Source organism: Streptomyces sp. GESEQ-35, assembly GCF_017948485.1.
Classification (GTDB): domain Bacteria; phylum Actinomycetota; class Actinomycetes; order Streptomycetales; family Streptomycetaceae; genus Streptomyces.
This window is the reverse complement of the sequence record NZ_JAFFSX010000021.1, coordinates 16,339-34,357: the sequence shown is the minus strand read 5'-3', so window position 1 is coordinate 34,357 and position 18,019 is coordinate 16,339. Positions and strand designations below refer to the sequence as shown.

At 69.9% G+C, this 18,019-nt stretch carries 15 protein-coding genes; 10 read left to right on the top strand and 5 right to left on the bottom strand.

Annotated elements, in window-relative coordinates:
* Nucleotides 1-65 precede the first annotated feature (65 nt).
* The 5 genes from KCH87_RS32535 to KCH87_RS32515 all read right to left on the bottom strand — a co-directional run bounded on the left by KCH87_RS32535 (nt 66) and on the right by KCH87_RS32515 (nt 5,803).
* Entirely contained in the window at nt 66-1,574 is a 1,509-nt protein-coding gene (locus tag KCH87_RS32535) for an ABC transporter substrate-binding protein (protein WP_210590632.1), read from the bottom strand.
* Between the two features lie 102 nt (nt 1,575-1,676).
* Complete coding sequence (locus tag KCH87_RS32530) at nt 1,677-2,567, bottom strand: sugar phosphate isomerase/epimerase (protein WP_210590630.1); 891 nt, start codon at nt 2,565-2,567, stop codon at nt 1,677-1,679.
* Between the two features lie 39 nt (nt 2,568-2,606).
* Nucleotides 2,607-3,716 carry a Gfo/Idh/MocA family protein gene (locus KCH87_RS32525; protein WP_210590627.1) on the bottom strand — a complete coding sequence of 370 codons (1,110 nt, stop codon included), beginning with the start codon at nt 3,714-3,716 and terminating at the stop codon, nt 2,607-2,609.
* A 66-nt stretch (nt 3,717-3,782) separates the two neighbouring features.
* Nucleotides 3,783-4,703, bottom strand: a complete 921-nt coding sequence (locus KCH87_RS32520; RefSeq protein WP_210590624.1) for a sugar phosphate isomerase/epimerase — start codon at nt 4,701-4,703, stop codon at nt 3,783-3,785.
* Nucleotides 4,700-5,803 carry a Gfo/Idh/MocA family protein gene (locus KCH87_RS32515; RefSeq protein WP_210590620.1) on the bottom strand — a complete coding sequence of 368 codons (1,104 nt, stop codon included), beginning with the start codon at nt 5,801-5,803 and terminating at the stop codon, nt 4,700-4,702. Before KCH87_RS32515 ends, KCH87_RS32520 begins: the two co-directional genes overlap by 4 nt.
* A gap of 226 nt (nt 5,804-6,029) precedes the next feature.
* Between KCH87_RS32515 and KCH87_RS32510 the strand changes: the two genes are divergently transcribed.
* The 10 genes from KCH87_RS32510 to hpaC all read left to right on the top strand — a co-directional run bounded on the left by KCH87_RS32510 (nt 6,030) and on the right by hpaC (nt 18,009).
* Entirely contained in the window at nt 6,030-7,268 is a 1,239-nt protein-coding gene (locus tag KCH87_RS32510; protein WP_247197165.1) for an ROK family transcriptional regulator, read from the top strand.
* A 300-nt stretch (nt 7,269-7,568) separates the two neighbouring features.
* Complete coding sequence (locus KCH87_RS32505) at nt 7,569-9,482, top strand: glycosyl hydrolase (RefSeq protein WP_210590618.1); 1,914 nt, start codon at nt 7,569-7,571, stop codon at nt 9,480-9,482.
* Between the two features lie 2,261 nt (nt 9,483-11,743).
* The gene (locus KCH87_RS32500) at nt 11,744-12,127 is read left to right on the top strand and encodes an ROK family protein (RefSeq protein WP_308298973.1); all 384 of its coding nucleotides are present in this window, start codon (nt 11,744-11,746) and stop codon (nt 12,125-12,127) included.
* Between the two features lie 113 nt (nt 12,128-12,240).
* Nucleotides 12,241-13,410, top strand: a complete 1,170-nt coding sequence (locus KCH87_RS32495) for an acyl-CoA dehydrogenase family protein (protein WP_210590615.1) — start codon at nt 12,241-12,243, stop codon at nt 13,408-13,410.
* Between the two features lie 62 nt (nt 13,411-13,472).
* Nucleotides 13,473-13,841, top strand: a complete 369-nt coding sequence (locus KCH87_RS32490; protein WP_210590612.1) for a hypothetical protein — start codon at nt 13,473-13,475, stop codon at nt 13,839-13,841.
* Entirely contained in the window at nt 13,838-15,112 is a 1,275-nt protein-coding gene (locus KCH87_RS32485) for a Rieske 2Fe-2S domain-containing protein (RefSeq protein WP_210590609.1), read from the top strand. The genes KCH87_RS32490 and KCH87_RS32485 overlap by 4 nt, the downstream gene beginning before the upstream one ends.
* Nucleotides 15,102-15,632, top strand: coding sequence for an aromatic-ring-hydroxylating dioxygenase subunit beta (locus KCH87_RS32480; RefSeq protein WP_247197164.1), 531 nt, complete (start codon nt 15,102-15,104; stop codon nt 15,630-15,632). Before KCH87_RS32485 ends, KCH87_RS32480 begins: the two co-directional genes overlap by 11 nt.
* Nucleotides 15,629-16,396, top strand: coding sequence for an SDR family NAD(P)-dependent oxidoreductase (locus KCH87_RS32475; protein ID WP_210590608.1), 768 nt, complete (start codon nt 15,629-15,631; stop codon nt 16,394-16,396). Before KCH87_RS32480 ends, KCH87_RS32475 begins: the two co-directional genes overlap by 4 nt.
* 76 nt (nt 16,397-16,472) lie before the next feature.
* Nucleotides 16,473-17,426, top strand: a complete 954-nt coding sequence (locus KCH87_RS32470) for a PDR/VanB family oxidoreductase (RefSeq protein WP_210590605.1) — start codon at nt 16,473-16,475, stop codon at nt 17,424-17,426.
* A 58-nt stretch (nt 17,427-17,484) separates the two neighbouring features.
* A complete protein-coding gene (gene hpaC, locus KCH87_RS32465; protein ID WP_210590602.1) occupies nt 17,485-18,009 on the top strand; it encodes a 4-hydroxyphenylacetate 3-monooxygenase, reductase component in 525 nt (174 codons plus the stop codon).
* The last annotated feature ends 10 nt before the right edge of the window (nt 18,010-18,019 follow it).

Here is an 18,019-nt window from a genome sequence, read left to right as displayed (position 1 = left end):
CAGCGGCCTTGCCACTAGATCGTTGCTGCTGGCTCGTCTAGATCGTTGCTGCTGGCTCGTCGCTGCTAGCTCGTCGCCGGCGCGAAGTTGTAGATCGGCGGGAAAATGATGCCGGGCTGCGGTGTCACCTTCACGTCCTTGGCGGTCGCGTAGGCGTTCACGGTGGGAGTCCAAGGGGCGTCCCACGCCTGGTCGACGACGTAGGTGTTGAGCTCCTTGAACAGCGCGCTGCGCTCGGCTCCGGTCGCCTTGGAGATCTGCGAGATCAGGCCGTCGGCCTTGGCGTCGTGGTACTTGAAGGGGTTCCCGGCCGACTTCTCGGTCAGCTCCAGCTGAACCTTGTCCCACGAGGTCGGGGCACCCATCTTGAAGTAGGACAGGGCGTACTTTCCGGCGAACATGCTGCTGAAGATCTGGTCGCTCGGCAGGTTGTCCAGCTTCACCTTGATGCCGATGTCCTTGAGGGACTGGGTGAGGGCTGCCTGCTCCTGCGGGAAGAGGGCGGACAAGTCCGGGAGGGTGACCGAGAAACCGTTCGGGTAACCGGCCTCGGCGAGGAGCTTCTTGGCCTTCGCCGGGTCGTAGGAGTACGTGGAGTTCAGCGAGGTGTCGTAGCCCTCCTCCCACGGTGCGAACAGCTGCGTGGTGGGCTCGCCGAGGCCGGTCTTGGCCGTCTTGATGATGGCCTGCTTGTCGAAGGCGTAGTTGAGCGCCTGTCGGACCTTCAGCTTGCCGAGCGCGGGGACGGTCTTGCCGGCCCGGTCCCAGATGAACAGGCCCTCGATGTCGCCGGGTTGATAGGTGACCACGTTCAGGCCACGGCCCTTGACTGTCTTGACGCGGCTGAGGCTGAGCGAGGCGCCGTCGAGCTGGCCCGAGAGCAGGGCGTTGGTACGTGCCGTCGGGTCGGCCAGATACTTGATGACGATCTTGTCGTACGGGAATGCCTTCGCGTTCCAGTAACCCGAATTCCGCGTGTAGGTGTACGTCTGCCCGGCCGTCGTCGCCGAGGCGTCCAGCTGGTACGGGCCGGACCCGACGGGAGCCTTCGGGTTCTCCAGTGACTTGGGGCTGGCGATCATGCCGGAGACCTGGCCCAGGGCGGGGAGGAGGGCGGCGGTGGGGTGGCTCAGCTTGATGGCGACGGTCTGGGCGTCCACGGCGTCCACGCTCGAGATGTCCTGGATCTCGCCGGCGGCCGTGCCCGTACCGCTCTTGGTGTGCAGGAGGTTCTGTTTGACGGCCTGCGCGTCGAGCGCTGTGCCGTCGGTGAACTTCACACCGCTGCGCAGCTTCAGCGTCAGGGTGGTCTCGGCCTTGTCGTACGTCCACGAGGTGGCCAGGTTCGGGGTGGGCTCGTTCTTCGTGTTCAGCCGGATCAGCGTGTCGTAGACCGGCTGGTAGTACGGGGCCTCGGGGCCCATGTTGGCCTTCGCGAGGTCCCACGGCGTGGCCGTGACCGACTCGGAGATGGTCAGCGTCTTGTCGGTGGCGCCGGTCGAGCCGGTGCCGCCGCAGGCCGCGGTTGTGATGGTCAGGAATCCGGCGCCGATGAACGCCGCTGTCTTGCGCATGATCTCTCCATCTGTTCCATTACCACTGTCTCCTCGGCTCCCCCTGGTCGTCCCGCTCCCCGGGTGTGAGCAACCAGTCATTCGACGTTCCGAGCCTGTGGGTCACCGCACGTACTTGGCGGCCCACTCCCCGCAGCGTCGGACGCTCTCCTCCGGGGTCGGCTGGGCCCCGCGGTCGACCTCGATGATCAGCCAGCCGTCGAAGCCGTCCGGGAGCGCGCCGACGAAGCCTTCAATGTCGGCGTTTCCGTGGCCCGGCTCGGACCACAGACCCGCCTTCACCGTCCTGCGGTAGTCCCAGCCCGCCTCCCTCGCCCGTGCGGCGAGGCCGAGGTCGAGGTCCTTGATGTGGACGCTCGCCACGCGGTCGGCATAGTCGCGGACGAGCTGCGCGGCGTCGGCGCCCGCCCAGGCCAGGTGGCCCATGTCGGGACCGAAACCGAGGACGGAGGCGTCGACGGTGTCGAGGACGAAGCGGGTCTCCTCCTCGGTCTCGGCCCAGGTGCCCACGTGCGGATGGAAGGCGGGGGTGATCCCCTGAGCGCGGATGATGCCGGCCGTCTCCGCGAGCAGGTCCCGTACGCGTTCCAGCCGGTCCTGGTCGGCGTCCTGACCGACCGCCGGGCGGGCCACGCGTACCGCGTCCTTGGCCATCCCCATGGCGAGGAACATCGTGGGCACGCCGAGCTCCGCGTGCTGTTCGGCGACCCGCGCGGCGGTGTCCCGGTACTGCTGCCGCTCGGTCTCGTCCTCGGTGAGCCGTACGGGAACGTAACCGGGCGCGGCGCTGAGTCCGTGCTCGGCCAGCAGCGCGGCGTACGTCGCGGCCTTCATGTCGCCGGGGACGTCGCTGTGTACGGCGGTGATGCCCGCGTCGCGGATGACCTCCAGGCGGTTCTCCAGCGCCGGCGCGAGGGTGGGGTCGATCCAGCCGTCGGGGCTCGCGACCCACTGCAGGGGGTTGATGGCGAGACGGTCCTGCCTGATCTTCATGTTCTCGGGTCCTTTCAGACTGTGGGGCGCGGCTCGGGATCAGCGGGCTTGGCGGGGCTCGGGGCGCTCGCAGCTGCTCTCCAGCGCGACGACCCGGCTCTCCTGCTGCGCGATCTCGAAGCTCGCGAGGACTTCCAGGGTGTGGAAGGCGAACTGGGCGTTCGCGCGGTGCGGCTCGCCGGCGAGCGCGCCGACGAGGTCCCGTACTCCCAGGCCCCGGCGGTGCTGCTCGGGTGTGCCCACGGCGCCGAACAGTTCGGTCACCGGGGTGAGCACCTCCCAGTCGGTGTCCTGGTGGCGCTTGATCCGTACGTCGCCGTCGAAGAAGTTGGGGTTCGGCAGCGCGAGGGTGCCCTCGGTGCCGTAGATCTCGATCCGTGGCAGTTCGGTGTCCCAGACGTCGAAGCTCATGAGGACGGTGCCGATCGCCCCGGAGTCGAAGGTCAGCACGGCGGAAGCGTGGGTGGGCACCTCGACGGTGATCTCGTCGACCACGCGGTCGGGGCTCGTGACCTTGCGGGTCTTCGCGCCGATGCGGGTGGCCGCGGAGAGCGAACTCACCGGGCCGAGGCAGTTGATCAGGGCCGCCAGGTAGTAGGGCCCCATGTCGAACACGGGCCCGGCGCCCGGCTGGAAGAAGGAACGGGGGTCGGGGTGCCAGGTCTCGGCGCGGCTGGAGCGTACGAAGGCGGTGGTGCCGACGACCTCGCCGATCAGCCCGGCGTCGATCGCGTGCCGCGCGGTCTGCACGGCGCTGCCCAGGAAGGTGTCGGGTGCCGATCCCAGCAGGCGCCCGGTGCGCGCCGCGGCTTCGAGGATGCTCCTGCCCTCCTCGACGGTGACGGCAAGCGGCTTCTCCGCGTAGACGTGCTTGCCGGCCTCCAGCGCGGCGATGGTGGTCTTCGCGTGGAACTGCGGCGGCGTGATGTTGATGATGATCTCGACGCTGTCGTCGGCGAGGAGTTCGGTGTCGTCCCCCCATTCCGGGATGCCGAATTCGGCGGCGGCCTGCTTGGCGCGGGCCGGGTCGATGTCGGCGACGCGGACCACTTCCAGCTCCGGGAAATTACGCAGGCCTTCGACGTAACGGCCGAATATGTTGCCCGCGCCCAGAATCCCGATGCGGTGCCGCGTGTTCTCCTGAGCCATGAATCTCCTGCGCTTTCTTGTCAGTTGGGGGGCGTGTCGGTCAAGTGGCGGGCTGGGTACGGCCCGTCAGGCCGCGATCAGTGGCCGCAGCGTGCGGTGGGCGATCTCCAGCCCCGTCTTGACCTTCTCCTCGGTGCCGCTCCACACGGGGTCCTCGTGCTCGACCGAGAGCGTCCCGGTGAACCCGTTCTCGTACAGGGCGTCCACGACGGCGTTCCAATCGACCTGGCCGCGGCCCGGGACGCGGTAGCGCCACCAGCCGTTGTCCCAGGGGTCGTCGCGCCCGACCGCCTTGCCGAAGACGCCGTAGCGGTCGATCGCGCCGGGCAGGATCTCGGCGTCCTTGGCCTGGGCGTGGACGATCCGGTCGGCGTACGGCGCGATGGTCTTCACCGGATCGACGCCGATCCAAGTGAGGTGCGACGGATCCCAGTTGAGGTAGAGCCCGAGGGAGAACATCCACTCCCACAGCTCCGGCGAGTACGCGAGGTTGCCCGGGTAGCCGTCCGGGTGCCAGCCCTCCATCACACAGTTCTCGATGATGATGCGTACGCCGCGTTCGCCCGCGTACTCGACGAGTTCGGGGAAGATCTTCTCGGCCTCGCGGAGGCTGTGCGCCACCGGCTGGGTCCAGTCGCGGCCGACGAAGGTGCCGACGTACGGAACGTCGAGGGAGGCCGCCGCGTCGATGACCTTCTTGAGGTGGGCGTGGATCTGTTCCCGGCGCCCGGCATCGGGGTGGAGGTTGTTCTCGTAGTACGCGAGCGCCGGGAGCTGGAGGCGGTGGCGCTCGAACAACTCGCGGGTCTCGGCGGCCTGTTGGGGGCCGAAGTCGGACACTGGCAGGTGTGCGGCTTCGAAGTCACGGCCGCCGGTCCGCGGCCAGGCGGCGACCTCCAGAGCCTCGTATCCGGCCTCGCTCGCCCAGGCGGCGATCTGCGTCAAGGAGAGGTTCGGGAGACAGGCTGTGAGCATTCCGAGTTTCATACGGGGGCCTCCTGGCTCTCGTGGCTGAGGGCGGGGCCGTCCACGCCGGTCCATGCGAGGGAGCCGGCCGACCTCAGCACGGCTTCGACGAGTCGCGCCGAGCGCAGCCCGTCCGCGCCGGTGGGCAGGCCTTCGGGCGCGCCGCCCTCGATCGCCGTATAGGCGTCGGTGACAAAGGAGTTGAAGCAGTCGGCGTAGCCCTGTGCGTGTCCGGCGGGCAGCCGGGAGAGCCGCCGCTGTTCGGCGGAGCCGTGCTGCGGATCGCGTACGAGAATCCGTGCGCCGTCCTGGGCGCCCAGCCAGGCGGTCTCGGGGTTTTCCTGGTCGAAGACCGCGCTGCCGTCGGCGCCGTCGAGTTCGAACCACAGCCGGTTCTTGCGGCCCGCGGAGACCTGGGAGACCGTCAGCGTGCCGAGGACACCGGCTTCGGTGCGCAGCAGCAAGGCGGCCACGTCCTCGGTGGGCCGGTTCGCGAACGTGGTGCCGATGCGTGCCGTCAGTTCGGTGAAGCGGACTCCGGCGACCCACTCCACCAGATCGCACCAGTGGGATCCGATGTCGGCGAAGGCTCGCGAGGGCCCGCCCTCGGCCGGATCCACCCGCCACGACGTCGCGTCCTCGGCCAGCAGCCAGTCCTGGAGGTAGCTGCCGTGGATGAGCTGCCACGCCCCGAACTCACCGCGCAGGCGGCGGTCGCGGATCTCCCGGACGAGCGGGTGATACCGGTAGACGAAGGGCACCGCCAGCAACAGCCCGGCGCGGTCGGCCAGTTCGGTCAGATGCTCGGCGTCGGCGGCGGAGGTGGCCAGCGGCTTCTCGCAGATCACATGCTTGCCGGCGCGCAGGGCCGCCTCGGCCTGCCGGACGTGCAGGGCGTTGGGTGTGCAGAGGTGCACCACCGTGACGCTCTCGTCGGCGAGTACCGCGTCGAAGTCCGGATACCGAGCGGGTACGTCCCACTCCTTGGCGATCTGTGCGCAGCGCTCGGGAGTCGATGCCACCGCTCCGGCGAGGATGCCCCCGGCCGAGCGGATGGCCGCGGCGTGTACCGCGCCGATCATTCCGGTCCCGATCACGACCGCGCGCAGGGAACCACTCACCGGTGCACCTCCGCCGTCTGCCGACCGACCGCGGCCTGAACGCCGCGTTGCGCATCACCATCGTTTAGTTCGCCGGAGAAGCACAAGAGGCCCTATTTAATTTTCTACAAGGCCTAAAATCGGCCAAATCCCGGTCCTGCACCGAAACGATCTCGACATGATCCCGACATCCTTGACCGGAAGACACTGTTGACGGGCGCAAGATGACGTTATTAGGGTCACTGGAATGCATAAAGGCGACGGATATAGCGAGGGGCACACTGCCGGGACGGCCCCATCCTCCCCGGTGCCGGTCGCCCTGCGCAGGGTGCTGGATCTCGTGGTCTCCGGTGAGGCGACCAGCCGCGCGGAGATCTCCCGGCGCAGCGGCCTCGCCCGTTCGACCGTGGGTCAGCAGGTCGACCACCTCGTGGCGCGCGGCATACTCCAGGAGCTGGAGAGCAGGGAGTCGGTCCGGGGACGCCCGCCGCGGGTCCTGACGATCAGCCCGCAGGCCGGGACCATCGCCGTCGCAGACATCGACACGCTGTCGAGCCAGGTCGCCATCGCCGACCTCACCCAGCGGGTGATCGCGCACGAGACCGTGGACATCCGGATCGACGCCGGCCCCCGGGCGGTGCTGGAGGCGGTGACGGAGCGGCTGTCCAGCCTGCTGGCGAAGCACGACCGCGACCCGGACCGGGTACGCGAGACGGTGGTCGGCCTGCCCGGCCCCGTCGACTTCCAGCACGGCTGCGCGGTACGTCCAACCGGCATGCCCGGATGGGACGGCTACCCCGTCGCCGAGCACCTCCGCACCGCGTTCCGCTGCCCGGTCGTGGTGGACAACGACGTCAACCTCATGGCGCTCGGCGAGGCCGGCCAGGCCACGGCGGACACTCCGCTGCTGTGCATCAAGATCGCCAGCGGTATCGGTGCCGGGATCGTCACCGCGAACGGTGACGTGTACCGCGGAGCCGACGGGGCCGCCGGCGACATCGGCCACATCCGGGCGGTCGGCGGCGGTGACGTGCTGTGCGCCTGCGGCAACATCGGCTGCGTGGGAGCGCTCGCCTCCCACCGGGCGATCCTGCGCAGCCTCGGCATCCCCGAGACGACCGGCGAAGACCCGCTGCACGGCGCCCACGAACTGGCACAGCGGGTGGCCAACAGTGACCCGCCCGCCCTGCACGCACTGCGCCAGGCCGCCACCGAGATCGGCGAGGTGGTGGCGATGCTGGTGCACATGTTCAACCCCCGCACCCTGGTGCTCGGCGGCCCCCTGAGCGAACTCCGCGACGATCTGCTCTCCGGCGTCCGCGCGGTGGTCTACCAGCGCGCCCTGCCACTGGCCACGCGCAAACTCACCATCACCACGACCCAGCTCGGCGCCGCAGCCGGCATCCACGGCGGGATCGCGCTCGCCACCCGGGACATCTTCAGCCCGCCGGGCATCGCACGACTCCTGGCGAACGAGCCCACGTAACGGCTCCTGACACGCCGGGCCGTGTAGCCGTGTAAAGGAATCCCCTACGCACTCCAGCCAACTCCCAATTGTCGGCCCGTTCCTGCCACGCCTAGCGTGAAAGCACGGCGGGAACGAGAACCGCCCGGCAATGCGAGGAGTTCGTCCGGCTCGCCGACACCCGTCGGCGGGACCGGCTGTTCTACGCGGCCATGGGCCTGGCCGGCGCCATCGGTATCCGGATCATGAGAAGGATCGCCCCGCAGGTCGGACTGCCTACCGGAGTGCCCACCCCCGCCGCGACCGTAAAGGGAGCACCGCATGAACTCCGAACTCACCCGCCTGTTCGACGAACCGTCCCCCGAGTTCTCCCCCGCGCCGTTGTGGTGGTGGAGTGGGGAGAAGGTCACTCCGGAGCGGCTCACCGAGCAGTTGGAGCAGCTGGCCGGGCAGGGCGTGAAGAACGTCGTCGTCATCAACCTCGCTCCGGCCGGCCCCATGGTCGGAGCCGCGTCCGACGACCCGCTCTGGTTCAGCGAGGAGTGGTGGGACCGCTTCGCGGATGCCTGCGAGATCTGCGAACGGCTGGGGATGCGGATCTGGTTCTACGACCAGATCGGGTTCTCCGGAGCCAATCTGCAGGGGCGACTGACGCAGGACCATCCCGAGTACGCCGGGGCCACGCTGCACCGCACCGAGCTCAAGGTCAGTGCCGACGGGCGGGTCGCCGTACCGCCGCTGGCCACCCCGGTCGCCGCGTACGACGCCGACGGGCGGCGGATCGCCCTCGGCGACGACGGGCGCCTGGTCGACGGGGAAGCCACCCCCGAGACCCCGGTTACCCTGACCTACACCCTGCGGACCGCCTACGACTACCTGTCCCCCGAGGCCTGCGACGCCCTGCGCGACCTGGTGCACGGCGAGTTCGAGCGCCGGATGCCCGAGCGGCTCGGCCGGGTGATCGCCGGGAGCTTCCAGGACGAGCTGCCGATGCACAACTCCTGGACCCCGCGGCTGTCCGAGGAGTTCACCAAGCGCCGCGGCTACGACCTGCTCGACGTGCTGCCCGCGCTCTGGGCGCCGGAGGCCACCGAGGACGGCGCCAAGGTGCTCGGCGACTACTACCGCACCCGGGCGGAGCTCGCCGAGGAGGCCTTCTTCCGTCCGCTGGGCGAGTGGCACTCCCGGTACGGAATGCTGGTCGGCGCCGACCAGTTGAACCCCGCCCGCGGCGGGCAGCCGATCCAGGCGACCCAGTTCTACTCCGACTACTTCCGCACTCACCGCTGGTTCGGCGCCGCCGGAAGCGACCACGAGGGCGATATCAAGGTGCACAGCTCGATGGCGCACCTCTACGGCCACGACCGGGTCTGGTGCGAGTCGTTCCACTCCTCGGGCTGGGGCGGCACGCTGGAGGACACCTACGACTGGCTGCTGCCCTTCTTCCAGTCCGGGGCGACCCTCTACAACCCGCATGCGGTCTACTACAGCATGCGCGGCGGCTGGTTCGAATGGGCGCCGCCCTCCACCGACTGGCGCCAGCCCTACTGGGGGGCAGTACGGACCGTTCGCCCAGGCCGTCTCACGGATCTGCTCGATGCTCAGCTGGGGCACGCCGGTGTGCGACGTCGCCGTGCTGCACCCGGCGGGCACGGTCCGGGCCCGGCTTCCGCTGGACGCCCCGGTCGACCACAACTTCGACGCCGCCGACCCCGGCCCGGAGTACGGTCCCCTCTCCCGACTCCAGATCCAGTACCTGGAGTTGGTCGGCCAGAACAACTGGTTCCACCACCGCCCCGGTGCGCTGCGCGAGGCCGCGGTCGAGTACGACATCGTCGACGAGGACTCGCTTCAGCGGGCCGTCCCCGAGGACGGGTGGACCGCAATCGACGCGCTGTGCTACCGGTGGGTCGTACTGCCCGGCTGCGCGGTACTGGAGACCGCGACCGCCCGCTATCTGCTCGAACTCCTGGACGCCGGCGGCCGGGTGGCGCTGCTCGGCGAACCGCCCTCGGCAGCCGCGGAACGCTGCGGCGACGACGAGCTGGTCCAGCGGATCGCCGCACACCCGCGGGTCCTGACCACCGACAACCCCGCCGAACTAGCCCGTCGGCTGACCGAAGGGACCCGGCCGCTGCGCTCCTCCGTCCCGGTGCTGGCCCGCGCGAAGGGCTCGGAGGGTGTGGCCTTCGTCCCGGCCGCCTCCCCGAACGCCTCCCGCTACCCCCTGCGTGACGGCAGCGACTGGTGGTGGAAGGACCACGACTTCGACCCGGCCCGCTACGCCGCCTCCACCACCCTGTGGCTGGACGGAACGCCCGCCGCCGTGGAGCTGTGGAACCCGGCCACCGGCGAACGCCGCCCGGCGCGCTTCGCCCGGGATGGCGAGCAGACCCGGGTCGAGGTCGACTTCGCGGGCGCCCCGGCGCAACTCGTCGTCTGGTCCGACGAGCCGTCACCGGCCGCCGCGCTCCGGCCGTCCGCGGGCTGGAAATCGGCAGGCGGGGAATCGGCAGGCGGGGAATCCAGCGCCCTCGCGATCGAGGGGCCTTGGCACGGCACCCTGCTGCCCACCCTGGGCGCGGTCAACGCCCGGGGCGACGTCGCCAAGCCGGACGCGTCCGAACCCGCGCCGCAGATCTGGGAGTTCGAGGCCGCCGAGGCGCCGGACGGCCCGTGGTCCACGGTGCACGCCACCTTCGGGCCGCACGGGCTCGCCCACCCCACGGCGCCGGTGGCCGAGCTGCCCACCCCGCTGCTCCCCGACCGGACTGCCGCAGTGACCCGGGGTGAGGACGCCCTCGCGGAGGAGACCGCCTGGTACCCGGTGGAGTACTCCGACAGCCGAGGCATCCACAAGGACCCGCGGCATTCGCTCGGCCCCAAGGGGCGCGTCCCCGAGGAGTTCCTGTCCTTCCCCGGCCCGGCTCCGGGAGAGGGCGTGCAGTACCGCACGGTGGTCGGCACCGGCGTACGCGGCACGGTGGAGCTCCTGGTCGGCGCGGGAGCGGCGAAGCGCGTGTGGTGGAACGGGGTCGAGGTCACGCCCGAGGCGGAGCCGATGGCCGGCGAGGGCTATCTGCTGCGCGCCCCGGTCACCGCCAACGCCCGCAATGTGCTGGAGATCCGGCTCGCCGACTGGCGCCGGGCGACCGGTATGCCCGAGGGCAAGGGCACCTCCGTCGACGCGTTCTGGGCACTCGCCGAGCCCGGCGACTTCCCCGATCGTCCCGAGTACCTGACCACCACGGCCCCGGAGGGCGGCCGGGAGACCCGCTTCCTCCGCGACTTCACCATCGACGCGGTACCGGACCTCGCCGAGGCCCTGGTGGGCGCAGCAGTCGAACTCTCCTTGCTGGTCAACGGCGAACCGGTGGCCCGCCAGGCCAAGGTTGAGTACTACGCGGACTGGGGAGCCCGTCCCGCCTTCTTCGTCCACGATGTCCGCCCGGCGCTGCACCCGGGCCGCAACACTCTGGAAGTCGTCCTGCACAGCTCCGATCCTCGCGCGGTCGTCCTCGTAGACCTGGCGATGGAACCGGTCGGCGACGTGCGGACGGTGGTCAGCGACGCCTCCTGGCGCAGCTTCGTCGACGAGCGGTCGTTCCCGGTGCGGCTGCACAGGGGCCAGTGGGGCGAGCCGGCCGCGATCCAACGGATCGCCCGCCCCCATCCGCTGCCCGCCACCAGTTGGCTGAACGGACCTCCCGCGGTGGGCACCGAGACGCTGCGCACCGACGCGGCCCCGGAGTCCGTGGACGCTCCGCAGTGGTTCCGCATGCGCCTGCCGGTCGGCACGGCGCGTGTGCGCCTCCCGGTGCGGGGAACCGCGACGGTACGGCTGGCAGACCGTCAACTCCCCTGCGAAGACGGGCAGACGGTACTCGACCCGCCGCTTACCAGCCCGTCGGACCTGCTGGTCAGGGTGGACGGCGCGGGACTGGCCCGCGGTGGTGCCGCCTGGGACGGCCCGGTGGAGGTGGACGTCGCCCCGGGGCCGATCCCGCTCGGCGACTGGGCCACGACACTGGGCCTGACCACCTGGAGCGGTGGCCTGGAGTACCGCACGCGGGTCCGGCTCACCGCCGAACAGGCGTCAGCGCGTGCCGAACTGCGCCTGGGTGAGCTGCGCGGCAGCGTGGAGGTCCTGGTCAACGGCCGATCCGCGGCACTGCTGTTCTGCCGCCCGTGGAGCGCCGACACGACCGGACTGCTCGCGGAGGGCGAGAACGACATCGTGGTCCGGGTGTACAACACCCTGGCTCCTTATCTCCACGCGGTCAGCCCCACCCGGTTCGTCTTCCCCTCCCAACTCGTCTCCGGACTGCGCGGCCCGGTGGAGCTCCACTTCGTCCAGTAGAGCCTGTCCGACCGGGCCTGCGCCGCACGGTGGCGCCGAGCCTTGCCCTCACCAGTATCGATTTCCGTCACGTCCCCGCACCAGAAGGGGTCGGGTGCCTCGGCAGTGAAGTCCCGCCGAACGCAGTCAGGCCACGGTGGACACTCCACTGCTGTGCATCAAGATCGCCAGTGGTATCGGTGCCGGCATCGTCACCGCGAACGGTGACGTGTACCGCGGAGCCGACGGGGCCGCCGGCGACATCGGCCACATCCGCGCGGTCGGCGGCGGCGACGTGCTGTGCGCCTGCGGCAACATCGGCTGCGTGGGAGCGCTCGCCTCCCACCGGGCGATCCTGCGCAGCCTCGGCATTCCCGAGACGACGGGCGAAGACCCGCTGCACGGCGCCCACGAACTGGCACAGCGGGTGGCCAACAGCGATCCGCCCGCCGGGCATCGCACGACTCCTGGCGAGCGAACCCACGTAAACCCTCCGGGCGAACGAACCCACCTAAGGCTCCTGACGCGCCGGACCACGTAAAGGAATCCCCTACACACTCCAGCCAACTCCCAATTGTCCGCCCGTTCCTGCCACGCCTAGCGTGAAGACACGGCGGGATCGAGAACCGCCCGGCAACACGAGGAGTTCATCCCATGACGCAGTCGCTGGATTCCCCGGCACCGGTCGATTCCGACGCCCGAGCGGCCTTCGACCGCGTGCTGTCCCAAGTGGCCCAGCGGCGCGCGGAATTCGAGGAGAAGCGCCACGTTCCGCGGGACATGGTCGCCGAGTTCAAACGCGCCGGCCTCTACCGAGCGGGCGCCCCCAAGCGCTTCGGCGGCGACGCACTGCCGCCGGCCGAGTTCCTGCGGCTCATCGAGCGGATATCGGAGGTCGACGGATCGGCTGGCTGGGTGGCCAGCTTCGGCTCGTCCCTCGTCTATCTGGCCGCGCTGCCCCTTCAGACCCAGGCCGAGTTGTACGCCGACGGACCCGATGTGGCCTTCGCCGGCGGCCTGTTCCCCGTCCAGCCGGCCGAACTCGTCGACGGCACGTACCGGGTCTCGGGACGGTGGAAGTTCGCCAGCGGCTGCAAGGGCGCGGACGTCCTCGGGGTCGGCATCAAGGCGAGCGGGGACCAGGCAGGTCAGCACAACGCCGGTCGTCCACTGACCGCCGTGATGCGCCCCGAGCAGCTGGAGATCGTCGAGAACTGGGACGTCATCGGCCTGCGCGGCACCGGAAGTCACGACCTGGTCGCCGACGGAGCGCTCGTCCCCGAGGAGTGGACGTTCGTACGCGGCGGCGAACCCACCGTCGACGAACCGCTGTACCGCTACCCGACTGTCCCGTACGCCGCCCAGGTTCTCGCTGTGGTCGGTCTCGGAGTCGCCCGCGCCGCACTCGACCAGGCGATCGCCAGTGGCGGACGCGCCGGATTCACCGGCGCCCCGAAACCCGCCGAGCGCGCCACCTACCGCATCGCGGTGGGCCAGGCGGAGGCCCAACTCCGGTCCGTGCGCGCCTTCTTCTACGAGACCACCGGCGAGGTGTGGGCCACGGTGGAGGCGGGAGATCCCGCGACCTCCGAGCAGGCCAGTCTGCTGCGGCTCGCCTCGGCCCATCTCGCGAAGACCTCGTTCGAGGTCGTACGCACCGCGTACCAGCTCAGTGGCATCCCGGCCATCGCCGACGGCCACCCGATGCAGCGCTTCCTGCGCGACGCGTCCGTCGTCCCGCAGCACGCCTTCCTCCAGGAGGGCATGTACGACGGCGCCGGCGCGGTCCTCATGGGCGTCCAGCCCTTCCCCGGCTACCTCTAGCCCCTCCCCGGCCACCTCCGAGCAGCCCTTGTCCGGCCCCCCTGAAAGGCGGGAACTCCACCATGCCCCAGTCCGGCGACAAACCCCTGCGGGTGCTCTTCTGCATCGGCGTCAACCAGAACTTCTTCGATCTGCCCACCGGTCAGGGCAAGGCGGTCTGGGACGGCTTCACGACCATGCTCTCCCAGCTCTGGGAGCTGCCCGGCGTGAGCGTCCTCGGCACCATGGACGACGACCAGCACATGGTCGGCCCCTCGGGCTCCTGGCCCTGGACGTCGTACGTCCTCGCCGATGTGACCGACCAGCCGACGGTGGGGGCGGCCTGCAACCTGTTCCGCACCGTCCAGGTCGGCGAGCACGGGCTGTGGCGCTACATGAAGATCGAGGCGCGCGTCGGCCGTTCGCTGCCGGAGCCGGAGGCCACCCGATGACCGTGTCCCCGGAGATTCCCGACATCGCCGCGCTCGTCGAGGACGACCGCGTCGCCGGCACCCTCTACACCGGCCCGGAGCTGTTCGAGCTGGAGATGGACCGGATCTTCCACCGCACCTGGGTGTGGGTGGCCCACGAGAGCGAGATCGCCAAGGCGGGCGACTTCAAGACGGCCTGGATCGGCCGCCGTCCCGTCATCGTCAGCCGCGACCGCAAGGGCGGCATCAACGTCCTCCTCAACCGCTGCCGCCATCGCGGCGCCAGCGTCTGCGACGTCCCCAAGGGCAACGGCAACGGCTTCACCTGCCCTTACCACGCCTGGTCGTATGCCCTGGACGGCACCCTGCGCGGTATCCCCTATCCCGAGGGCTACGAGAACGTCACGGAGAAGAAGGACCTGCCGCTGCAACACCTCAAGGTGGGGACGTACGCGGGCATGATCTTCGCGAGCTTCAACGACGAGATCGAACCGCTGGAGGACTTCCTCGGTGGGGCGCGGCTGTGGATCGACCGCTTCATGAAGCAGGGCGCCGGCTATCCGATCAAGGTGCAGGGCGAGCACAAGTTCCGCTTCCAGGGCAACTGGAAGATCCAGCTGGAGAACACGACCGACTGGTACCACTTCCCGATCGTGCACCGCTCCTGGATGTCGTCCGTGGACGCCGAGACCGCGAGCATGCTGTCGATCATGACCGACGAGAACGCGGTCACCCACGCCCTCGGCAACGGCCACAGCGTGTCCGTCTCCGTCGCCGAGCACGCCGACCTGGACGTCGACGACGGCACCGAGAAGCTCCAGGAACGCTTCAGTCACGTCATCGAGGAGCTGTCGAAGGACCTGCCTCCGGAGCGCGTGCGACGGATCGTGCGCTCGCTGCACGGCGCGGGCTTCAACCTCAACCTGTTCCCGAACGTGGCCATGTCGATGTCCTTCTTCCGGGTCCTGCGGCCCGTCTCGGTCGCGGAGACGGAGATCCGGCATGTGGCCCTCGGTCTGGACGGCGGCCCCGAGATCGTCAACCGCGAGCGGCTGCGCATCCACGAGCACTTCCAGGGCCCGTTCGGCTTCGGCAGCCCCGACGACGCCGAGGCATGGAACCGCGTCCAGCGCGGCGTGACCGGCGGCGTCGACATGCCGATCCTCGTCAACCGGGGCCTCGGCCGGGAGAAGCCCAACGACCTGGGCCAGCCGACCTCTCACGCGACCGACGAGACCGGCATGCGGGAGGCGTACGCGATGTGGAAGAGGATGATGACCGATGTCAAGTGACACTCTCAGTACGGCAGTTGTGGATGCCGAGCTGCCGCTCGACGATCCTCGCGCCCTCGCCGCGCTGTCTCTGATCTGGCGTGAAGCCCGCCTCCTCGATGCCAAGCGGTACGAGGAGTGGGACACGCTGTGGGCCGACGGTGGCGAGTACGTCATCCCCATCGACCCGGTGACGACGGACTTCGCCGGCTCGCTGAACCTGGTGTACGACGACGACCGGATGCGCCGGATGCGCATCGAGCGGCTGACCGGTGGTCTCTCCATCTCGGCGACGGCCGCGGCCCGCACGGTCCGTACCGTCTCCCGCTTCACGGTCGCCGCCCGTGACGAGTCCGAGGATTCCATCGAGATCTGTTCGGCGCAGATCGTTGTGGGCTACAAGCGCGGCGAGACCTTCGTCCTGGCGGCCGATCTCACGCACCTCGTCAGGTTCACCACCGACGGTCCCCGGATCGCGCGCAAGGTCGTACGTCTGATCAACTCCGAGGACGCCGTGACTGCGTCGGGGTTCCTCCTGTGAGCCCGGAAGGGTGGGAGGACGCCCAGCCGCGCGTCGTGCTGGTCACCGGGGCGGCCCGTGGCCTGGGCGCCTGTATCGCCTCCCGGTTCTACGACCGCGGCTACCGCGTCGCCCTCACCGACCTGGACGGCGAAGGCGCGGTCAAGGCCGCTGCCGCCCTGGACCCGACCGGGAGTTCCGCGGTCGGGCTCGGCCTGGACGTCCGCGACAAGGCCGCGTTCGTACGGGTACTGGACGACCTGGTCGCCCGCTGGAGCGCCGTTCACGTCCTGGTCAACAACGCGGGCCTCTCCAAGGTCGAGGCGCTGATGGACATCACTCCCGACAGCTTCGGCTCGGTCGTGTCGGCCAACCTCGACGGCACGTTCCTCGGCTGCCAGGTGCTCGGCGCGTACTTCGCCGACCGTGGCTACGGACGCATCGTCAACATCGCCTCGCTCGCCGGGCAGAACGGCGGCACGGCGACCGGCGCGCACTATGCCTCGGCCAAGGGCGGCGTCATCACGCTCACCAAGGTGTTCGCCCGCGAACTCGGCCCGCAGGGCGTGACGGTCAACGCCATCTCCCCCGGCCCGCAGGAACTGCCGTCCGTCCGCGAGAGCGTCGACCCGGACAGGCTCGCGCAGATCGAGGCCTCGATCCCCGTACGCCGCCTCGGGCGCCCCGAGTTCATCGCCGACATGGCAGTGCTGCTGGCGGCGGACAACGCGGACACGGTGACCGGGGCGTGCTGGGACGCCAACGGCGGCCTCTACATGCGCTGAAGCCCCTCCATGTGCTGAAGCCCCTCGCCCCTTTGTTCCACCCCTTTGGTTCCACCCCGAATGTGAAGGCAGACGGATGTTCACTGTCACCGTCACCGAGGCCGTCGACGCCACCGACGCGGTCAAGATCCTCCGGCTGGCCCGCTCCGACGGCAGCCCGCTCCCGGGCTACCCGGCTGGCGCCCACATCGATGTGACCGGACCGACCGGGATCACCCGTCCCTACTCACTGTGCGGACCGCCGCACGACCCCGGCGCCTACACCATCGCGGTCAAACGCGAGGAGACCTCCCGCGGCGGCTCCCAGGCCCTGCACGACAAGACGGAACCCGGCACGGAGCTGCACATCGGCGTACCCCGGCAGTTGTTCGGCCTCAACCCCGGCGCGAGCGAGCACCACCTGGTCGCGGGCGGCATCGGTATCACGCCGCTGCTGGCGATGGCGTACGAACTCCTCGGCACCGGTGCCGACTTCACGCTGCACTACGTGGCGCGGAGCCGGGCCGAGGCGGCCTTCGCGGACCGGCTGGAGGAGCCCGCCTTCGCCGACCGGGTCGTCCTCCACCTCGGGCACGGGCGGGAGACGGCGGTCCAAGCGCTCTCCGAGGCGCTCACCGATCTCCCGGCGAGCGCGCACGTCTACACCTGCGGGCCCCAGGGGTTCATGGAACAGGTCGCCGCGCTCGCGGCCCGGAGTGTGCCGGAGAACCAGATCCACTCCGAGCTGTTCCAGGCGGCGGACCAGCCGGACGCCGCCCCCGGCGAGAGCTTCGAGGTCGAACTGGACACCGGCGAGGTCTACACCGTGCCCGCCGACAAGACCATCGCCGAAGTGCTGGAGGACAACGGAGTCCCACTCGACACCTCCTGCCGCGAAGGCATCTGCGGCACCTGTGTCCTACGGGTCCTCGACGGCGAGCCCGACCACCGCGACCACTGCCTGACCGCCAAGGAAAAGGCGGCGGGCGACCAGATCGCCGCGTGTGTCTCACGCTCCAGGTCACCCCGGTTGGTGGTCGAGCTGTGGTGAGCCGGCACGCGGAGCGACGCCCGGCGCCGGAGACCGGCGCAGAGAGGAACAGCCGACCATGAACGCGTACGACAGCCAACGCGCCCCGAATCAGGCGGACTTCCGGGAGGCGATGGCGCACCTTCCCGCGGCCGTCAACATCCTGACGACGGACGGACCGAACGGACGTTGCGGCATCACCGTCAGCGCGGTCTGCTCGGTGACCGACGCTCCGCCGACCGTCCTGGTCTGCGTGAACCGCAAGAGCGCCATGCACGATGTCTTCAGTGCCAACGGCCGCGTGTGCGTCAACGTGCTCGGCGGGGACCAGCAGGAGCTGGCGCTGCACTTCGCCGGCGCGACCGAGGCGTCCATGGCCGAGCGCTTCACCTGGGACGTCTGGGACCGGACTCATGACGTGCCGGTCCTCAAGGACGCGGTGGTGACCGTGGTCGGCACCATCAAGGACTCCAAGGCCATGGGCACCCACAGCGTGCTGTTCGTCGAGATCGAGCAGATCCGCACCCGGCCGGGCGGCCACAGCCTCGTCTACTTCAACCGCAACTTCCACCGGCTGGACTCGGCGCCGCCGGTGGCCTGTTGAGGCCTGTCGA

Bases quoted from the DNA above. Each gene is read 5' to 3' on its own strand.
- KCH87_RS32505 (WP_210590618.1), top strand. From the start codon at position 7,569: ATGAACTCCGAACTCACCCGCCTGTTCGACGAACCGTCCCCCGAGTTC.
- KCH87_RS32535 (WP_210590632.1), bottom strand. From the start codon at position 1,574: ATGCGCAAGACAGCGGCGTTCATCGGCGCCGGATTCCTGACCATCACA.
- KCH87_RS32470 (WP_210590605.1), top strand. From the start codon at position 16,473: ATGTTCACTGTCACCGTCACCGAGGCCGTCGACGCCACCGACGCGGTC.
- KCH87_RS32525 (WP_210590627.1), bottom strand. From the start codon at position 3,716: ATGGCTCAGGAGAACACGCGGCACCGCATCGGGATTCTGGGCGCGGGC.
- KCH87_RS32510 (WP_247197165.1), top strand. From the start codon at position 6,030: ATGCATAAAGGCGACGGATATAGCGAGGGGCACACTGCCGGGACGGCC.
- KCH87_RS32480 (WP_247197164.1), top strand. From the start codon at position 15,102: ATGTCAAGTGACACTCTCAGTACGGCAGTTGTGGATGCCGAGCTGCCG.
- KCH87_RS32530 (WP_210590630.1), bottom strand. From the start codon at position 2,567: ATGAAGATCAGGCAGGACCGTCTCGCCATCAACCCCCTGCAGTGGGTC.
- KCH87_RS32495 (WP_210590615.1), top strand. From the start codon at position 12,241: ATGACGCAGTCGCTGGATTCCCCGGCACCGGTCGATTCCGACGCCCGA.
- hpaC (WP_210590602.1), top strand. From the start codon at position 17,485: ATGAACGCGTACGACAGCCAACGCGCCCCGAATCAGGCGGACTTCCGG.
- KCH87_RS32490 (WP_210590612.1), top strand. From the start codon at position 13,473: ATGCCCCAGTCCGGCGACAAACCCCTGCGGGTGCTCTTCTGCATCGGC.
- KCH87_RS32485 (WP_210590609.1), top strand. From the start codon at position 13,838: ATGACCGTGTCCCCGGAGATTCCCGACATCGCCGCGCTCGTCGAGGAC.
- KCH87_RS32520 (WP_210590624.1), bottom strand. From the start codon at position 4,703: ATGAAACTCGGAATGCTCACAGCCTGTCTCCCGAACCTCTCCTTGACG.